We start from the raw sequence: 7,500 nt of genomic DNA, 5'->3' as shown, positions 1-7,500 counted from the left end.
TCGTAATCCTTCTAAAATATGAGCACGTGCCTCTGCTTTTTCTAATTCATAAGCAGTACGCCTACGAATTACTACCTTCTGATGCTCCAAATAATGATATAAGTTTTGTTTTAAATTTAGTACTTGAGGTTCTCCATTTACAAGAGACAACATATTAATACCGAAACTTGTTTGAAGTGCTGTATGTTTATATAGATTGTTTAATAGTACGTTTGCATTGGCATCACGACGTACTTCCATGACAATACGCATACCATTTCGGTCTGATTCATCACGTAAATCTGTAATGCCTTCAATTTTCTTATCGCGAACTAATTCTGCGATTTTTTCAATTAATCGTGCCTTATTAACTTGATAAGGCAGTTCCGTTACGATAATAGATTGTTTACCATTTGATTTCTCTTCAATTTCAACTTTGGCACGAAGCATAATAGAACCTCGTCCTGTTTCATAAGCTCTACGGATGCCACTTCGCCCTAAGATTAAACCTGATGTCGGGAAGTCTGGCCCAGGAATATATTCCATTAATTCCGCGATAGTGATATCCGGGTTATGGCTTAATGCCAACACACCATCAATTACTTCGCCAAGTTGATGCGGCGGAATGTTCGTTGCCATACCAACTGCAATACCTGTCGTACCGTTTACTAATAAATTAGGGAAACGCGCTGGTAATACAATCGGCTCTCTTTCCGAACCATCGTAGTTATCTTGATAATCAATTGTATTTTTTGAAATATCACGTATTAATTCCATAGAAATCTTAGACATTCTTGCCTCTGTATAACGCATTGCCGCTGCTGAATCTCCATCTACAGAACCGAAGTTACCATGCCCATCTACAAGCATATAACGTTGACTGAAATCTTGCGCCATACGTACCATTGTTTCATAAACGGCTGAATCACCATGAGGGTGATACTTACCAATTACTTCACCGACAATACGTGCTGATTTCTTATACGCTTTATCAGCTGTAATTCCTAAATCATTCATCGCATATAAAACCCTACGATGCACAGGTTTTAATCCATCACGAACATCTGGTAATGCACGAGATACGATAACACTCATTGCGTAATCTAAAAATGAGGTACGCATTTCATGACTAATATTAATTTCTCGAATTCGTGCTTGTTGTTGATTGTCTGACATCAACGAGCACCTCCTCTTACGTTTCCGTTACACATACATTGATTTATATGTAGAAGACAGGAATACTTAGATTCCTGTCATTACTCATTTAAATATCAAGGTTTTTCACGTATTTTGCATTCTCTTGGATAAAGTTACGACGTGGTTCCACTTTATCACCCATTAAAATTTCAAATGTTTCGTCTGCTTCTATTGCATCTTGAAGAGAAACTTGAAGTAACGAACGTACTTCTGGATCCATTGTCGTTTCCCATAGCTGAGTTGGATTCATCTCTCCAAGACCTTTATAACGTTGAATTCCTGGTTTCGGCTGGGCTGGTAGCTCAGCTAATATTTTTTCAAGTTCCTTATCATTATAAGCATATTGAATTTTTTTACCTTGTTGCACTTTAAACAAAGGTGGCTGTGCGATATATATATATCCACACTCAATTATTTGACGCATATAACGATAGAAGAACGTTAATAATAGGGTACGAATATGCGCACCATCAACATCAGCATCGGTCATAATAATAACTTTATGATAGCGTGCTTTTTCAATATCGAAGTCTCCACCAATATTTGTACCGATCGCCGTAATAATTGTACGAACTTCATCATTTGATAAAATCTTATCTAAGCGTGCCTTTTCAACATTAATAATTTTACCTTTCAGCGGTAAAATCGCTTGAAAATGACGATCGCGTCCTTGTTTTGCAGATCCACCCGCAGAGTCACCCTCTACGATATAAATTTCACTAATTGCTGGATCTTTAGAAGAACAATCTGCCAATTTCCCTGGTAAACTTGAAACTTCTAAAGCACTCTTTCGGCGAGTTAGTTCACGAGCCTTTTTAGCTGCTACACGCGCACGTGCTGCCATCGTTCCTTTATCTACAACCTTACGTGCAACATTGGGATTTTCCAGTAAGAATTTTTCAAAAGCCTCAGAGAATACCGACTCAGTAATCGTTCTCGCTTCACTATTTCCAAGTTTCGTCTTCGTTTGCCCTTCGAATTGTGGATTTGGATGTTTAATTGACACGATTGCTGTTAAACCTTCACGAACATCTTCACCAGTCAAATTACTATCCGCATCTTTTAAAATGTTATTTTTACGACCATAATCGTTAATCACACGTGTTAAGGCAGTTTTAAATCCTACCTCATGTGTACCACCTTCATACGTATGAATATTATTTGTAAATGAGTAAATATGATTTGTATATCCTTCGTTATATTGAAGTGCAACTTCAACTTGAATACCATCTTTTGAACCTTCTACATATACAGGCTCTTCATGAATTGGTTGTTTTGAACGATTTAAATGTTCAACATATGATTTAATTCCACCTTCATAGTGGAACTCTTTCTTTTGCTTATGTTCACGTTTATCTTCAATTGTTAATTTAATATTACGATTTAAAAACGCCAACTCACGCATACGAGTCGCTAGCGTATCGAATTCATATTCTGTCGTCTCTTTAAAAATTTCTGGATCCGGTTTAAAGCGAGTTATTGTTCCAGTCTTATCTGTATCACCAATGACTTTTAAATCTGCAACCGGAATACCTCTTTCGTATTTTTGGTAATGGATTTTGCCATCACGATGTACAAATACTTCTAATTCTGTTGATAAGGCATTTACAACAGATGCACCAACACCGTGCAAACCACCAGAAACTTTATAACCGCCACCGCCAAATTTACCACCAGCGTGGAGGACAGTCATAATAACCTCTACTGCAGGACGTCCCATTTTTTCTTGTATACCAACTGGAATACCACGTCCATTATCCGTTACAAGAATACTATTATCTTCTTCGATACTAACGTTAATTTCATCGCAATATCCTGCTAATGCTTCATCGATACTATTATCAACAATCTCCCATACAAGGTGGTGAAGTCCCTTTCCACTCGTAGATCCAATATACATACCCGGACGTTTCCGAACTGCCTCTAGTCCTTCAAGTACCTGTATCTGACTCTCATCATATGCATTTTCTTGCATTTGTTTTTGTTCCATTGACACAAAGATCACCTACTTTTCCATTTAAACAGGGGTTTATGCCCTATCTATTTCACAATCTACCGTGCCGTTCGTTACATGAATTGTTTTCGCATCTTTTAATGTTTCGTGTTCAATTCCGTCGACACTCGTCGTTGTAACAAATGTTTGCACCTTTCCTTGAATTGTATTTAACAGATGTGATTGACGATAATCGTCTAATTCTGATAAAACATCATCCAGCAAAAGGATTGGATATTCTTTAACCTCTGAATAAATTAATTCAATTTCAGCTAATTTTAGGGATAGTGCGGTCGTTCGTTGTTGTCCTTGCGAACCAAAGACTTGAACATTTTTACTATTAACGAAGAATTGTAAATCATCACGATGAGGACCAATTAAAGTCGTACCACGGAAAATCTCACGTTGTTTCACAGATTGAAAACTTTCATAGTATACTTCTTTTATTTTCGACAAATCCATTGATTCTGATACATCTACACTTGGTTTATAGACAATTTCTAACTCTTCTAATCCACGGCTTATACCGCGATGAATTGGAGCTGCCCATTCCTGTAGCAAATGCAAAAATTCAAAACGTTTTTGTAGTATTTTTGCACCATGCTCAATTAGTTGAAGTGTAAATACATCCAACATCGTTTCCTCATTCTTACTATTCCCTTGCATCTTTTTCAACAAGTGATTTCGTTGCGTGAGCACCTTTTGATATTGACTTAATTCATACAAATACACAGGAGCTATTTGTCCTAATTCCATATCTAAAAAGCGTCTTCTTACTTGAGGGCTTCCTTTTACAAGATTTAAATCTTCTGGGGCAAACATGACAACGTTCATCACGCCAATGTACTGGCTTAACTTTTGTTGTTCAAGTTGATTTAATTTTGCCTTTTTACCTTTTTTCGAAATATTTAATTCCAAAGACAAAGAACTGTTTCTTTTTTGTAATTTCCCTTTAATTTGACCAAAATCTTCATCCCAACGGATAAGTTCGCGATCATTAGAGGTTCTATGAGATTTCGCCATCGCTAAAACATAAATAGCTTCCATCAAGTTTGTTTTCCCTTGTGCATTTTCGCCGATAATTACATTTACCTTATCTTCAAAGGAAAGCTCTAATTTTTCATAATTGCGATAGTTTTTTAATTGTATTTCTGAAATAAACAAAGGGCTCCCCCTTTATGCCTGAACTTGGAAAGTTCCGCTTCCTGGAATTTCAATAACATCATTCGCATATAGTTTGCGACCTCTTCTATTTTCAAGTTCGTTGTTCACGTACACTTCATATTCTTGTAAAAACCATTTTACAGCGCCACCTGTATCAATTACATCAGCTAACTTTAAAAATTGTCCTAGTGTAATATACTCTGTTGAAATTTTAATATGTTTCATAAAATCGCTCACTTTCTGAAAGTGTTCATTCTTTCATTGTACTAAATAAACTAACATTAGGAAAGTAATACCCAAAAATCAAATAAGGGCCACTAGCATCTTTAAACTAGCAACCCTTATTCCTTACCTAGTAAGTACGAACCGGTAAAATTAATTGAATAATTGAATCATCATTTACTGTACGAATTAAGAACGGTCTCATCGCCCCAGTAAAACTAACTTTAATCTCTGTACTATCCAAAGCTTTCAATGCATCCATCATATATTTTGCACTAAAAGATATTTTTAACTCTTCTCCATCTACTTTTTCACATTGTACTTCTTCGACAACTTTTCCGATTTCTGGTGAATTCGAAGAAATCTCTAGCATTTCTTGCTCTAAAGTTGATAATTTGACAACGTTATTGCGGCCATCTCTCGCTAATAGTGAAGCACGATCAATTGCTTGTAGGAATTCTTTTGTATTCACAAAAATATCCGTTTTACTCTCTGCTGGAATTAAACGTGTCGTATCTGGATAATTTCCTTCTAACAATCTTGAGAAGAATAATAAATGCTTTGTACGGAATAATACTTGATACTCCGTAATAACAATATCCACCATTTCTTCAGACTCATCTAGAATCTTACTTAATTCATTTAAGCTCTTACCTGGGATAACAACATTAGCTTGAAATTCATCTGCAATATTATGTCCTTCGATTTTTGCTTTTCGAAGTGCCAGTCTATGACTATCTGTTGCAATACAAGTTAACTCGCTGTTATATACCTTCCAGTTTACACCTGTCAAGATCGGTCTTGTTTCAGAAGTAGAAACTGCAAATACAGTTTGTCTGATCATATGCTTAAGTAAATCTGTTGGTATCTTAAATACATGATGTTCTTCAATCTGTGGTAATAACGGATATTCTGCAGAATCTAAACCATTTAAGTTAAACTCTGATTTTCCAGATTTTATTTTTGTCATAAAATGATTTTCCACAGAAATTTCGACAGTATCTCTAGGTAGTTTTTTTACAATCTCACTAAAATATTTTGCTTGTAAAACAATGCTTCCTGATTGAGCTATTTCTACAATTTCTTTTCCATCTTCTTCGACTGGAATAAACGATTCAATAGAAATATCAGCATCGCTTCCTGTTAATGTAACCCCTTCTTCAGTAGCTACAACTTTAATTCCTGTAAGGATGGGGATTGTTGTACGAGAAGAAACGGCCTTCATTACATCTTGTACACCTCTTACAAGATAGTCTTTTTGTATTGTAAAACGCATAAAGAAAAACCTCCGGTAAGTATAAGATTTTATTTAATTAATAAAGATAAAAAATAGTAGTAATAGTAATAGGGCTTGTGGATATGTGGATAACCCCTTTGAAGGATGTAAAAACAGTCTATCTACATGTGGATAGACTGTGCGTAAAACAAGGTAAGTTATTCACACTATTCAGCTACTACTTTAAAATACCATTAATTTCTTCAACTTGCTTTTGTAATTGTGTATCGGTTTTTAGTAGTTTAGAAATTTTTTCATGGGCATGGATAACTGTTGTATGATCACGTCCACCAAATTCTTCACCTATTTTTGGTAAAGAGGAATCCGTAAGTTCGCGTGATAAATACATTGCAATTTGGCGAGGAAACGCAACTGATTTTGTACGTTTTTTCGCTTTAAAATCTTCTAATTTCACTTGATAAACGTCTCCGACAGCTTTTTGAATATCATAAATAGAGATAATTTTCGGCTTAGAATTTGGAATAATATCTTTAAGTGCTTCAGCTGCTAAATCAGCATTAATATCTTTATTAATTAAAGATGAATAAGCTACAACTCGGATAAGTGCACCTTCTAATTCACGAATATTTGAATCAATTTGATTTGCGATATAAAGCATAACTTCATTTGGTATATCAAGTCCTTCAGCTTTTGCTTTTTTGCGTAAAATTGCAATTCGTGTCTCTAAATCTGGCGGCGTAATATCTGTAATAAGTCCCCATTCAAAGCGAGAACGAAGACGATCTTCTAAGGTTGGAATTTCTTTTGGTGGTCGATCACTAGAAATTACAATTTGTTTACTTTCTTCGTGTAATGCATTAAATGTATGGAAAAACTCTTCCTGAGTTTGTTCTTTTCCAGCAAGAAATTGAATATCATCTATCAGTAAAACATCTACGTTGCGATATTTATTACGAAAATCAACAGCTTTATTATCACGAATAGAGTTAATAAATTCATTAGTGAATTTTTCTGATGATAAATATACAACTTTTGCATTTGGATTATGTTCAATTACATAATGACCAATCGCGTGCATTAAATGCGTCTTTCCAAGCCCAACTCCCCCGTAAATAAAGAGTGGATTATACGCTTTAGCTGGCGCCTCGGCTACAGCTAATGAAGCTGCATGGGCAAAACGGTTACCAGAGCCAATAACAAATGTATCAAATGTATATTTTGGATTTAACATGCTCTGTGGTAAATGAGCCGAATCATCTTGTGCTGGATTCCGCTTAACTGGAGGAAGATCAATGTCCTCTTCAGCTTGACTTTGGGGAATAATAAAGCGGATTGCTAATTTTGCCCCTGTTAAATCGTATAGTGTTTCTGAAATTAGTTCTGAGTAATGAGATTCTAGCCAGTCACGAGCAAATTCATTTGGAGCTGTAATCGTTAATACGTCTTTCTTCAAGTTATGAGCCGTTGTTGATTTTAACCATGTTTCATAACTAGGTTTGCTTACCTTTTTTTCTAATTCTTTTAAGGCACTATTCCATAAATCAGAGATATTTTCCAAAGGTGTCCCTCCTTTACTAAGATGGTAAAAGAATAAGGTTGCGCAACAAATGTACAACCTAATAAATATAAAATGTATATTTATACGAAACGTATTTTAAAACCTAAAAACGTCGTTTGTATATGAGATAGGGTTTTCGACAAAAAAAGC

At 35.4% G+C, this 7,500-nt stretch carries 6 protein-coding genes (1 of these 6 only partly in view); all 6 read right to left on the bottom strand.

What is annotated here, in order from left to right; translation table 11 throughout:
• A protein-coding gene (gene gyrA / locus AC241_RS00030; protein ID WP_001282866.1) for a DNA gyrase subunit A crosses the window boundary here: on the bottom strand, positions 1-1,155 show its 5' end (the start). 1,317 nt of this gene lie to the left of the window's left edge; 1,155 of the gene's 2,472 nt are visible here — the first part of the coding sequence; it begins with the start codon at positions 1,153-1,155; its stop codon lies beyond the left edge, outside the window.
• A gap of 88 nt (positions 1,156-1,243) precedes the next feature.
• Entirely contained in the window at positions 1,244-3,166 is a 1,923-nt protein-coding gene (gene gyrB / locus AC241_RS00025; RefSeq protein WP_000435980.1) for a DNA topoisomerase (ATP-hydrolyzing) subunit B, read from the bottom strand.
• A 39-nt stretch (positions 3,167-3,205) separates the two neighbouring features.
• Complete coding sequence (recF, locus tag AC241_RS00020; protein ID WP_016079537.1) at positions 3,206-4,333, bottom strand: DNA replication/repair protein RecF; 1,128 nt, start codon at positions 4,331-4,333, stop codon at positions 3,206-3,208.
• Between the two features lie 12 nt (positions 4,334-4,345).
• Complete coding sequence (gene yaaA, locus AC241_RS00015; RefSeq protein WP_000680510.1) at positions 4,346-4,558, bottom strand: S4 domain-containing protein YaaA; 213 nt, start codon at positions 4,556-4,558, stop codon at positions 4,346-4,348.
• A gap of 127 nt (positions 4,559-4,685) precedes the next feature.
• A complete protein-coding gene (gene dnaN, locus AC241_RS00010; RefSeq protein WP_016079538.1) occupies positions 4,686-5,831 on the bottom strand; it encodes a DNA polymerase III subunit beta in 1,146 nt (381 codons plus the stop codon).
• A gap of 178 nt (positions 5,832-6,009) precedes the next feature.
• Positions 6,010-7,350 carry a chromosomal replication initiator protein DnaA gene (gene dnaA / locus AC241_RS00005; protein WP_000428018.1) on the bottom strand — a complete coding sequence of 447 codons (1,341 nt, stop codon included), beginning with the start codon at positions 7,348-7,350 and terminating at the stop codon, positions 6,010-6,012.
• Between the last annotated feature and the right edge of the window lie 150 nt (positions 7,351-7,500).

The sequence above is a fragment of the Bacillus thuringiensis genome (genome assembly GCF_001182785.1).
Classification (GTDB): domain Bacteria; phylum Bacillota; class Bacilli; order Bacillales; family Bacillaceae_G; genus Bacillus_A; species Bacillus_A thuringiensis_S.
This window is presented reverse-complemented; position numbering and strand designations above follow the sequence as displayed.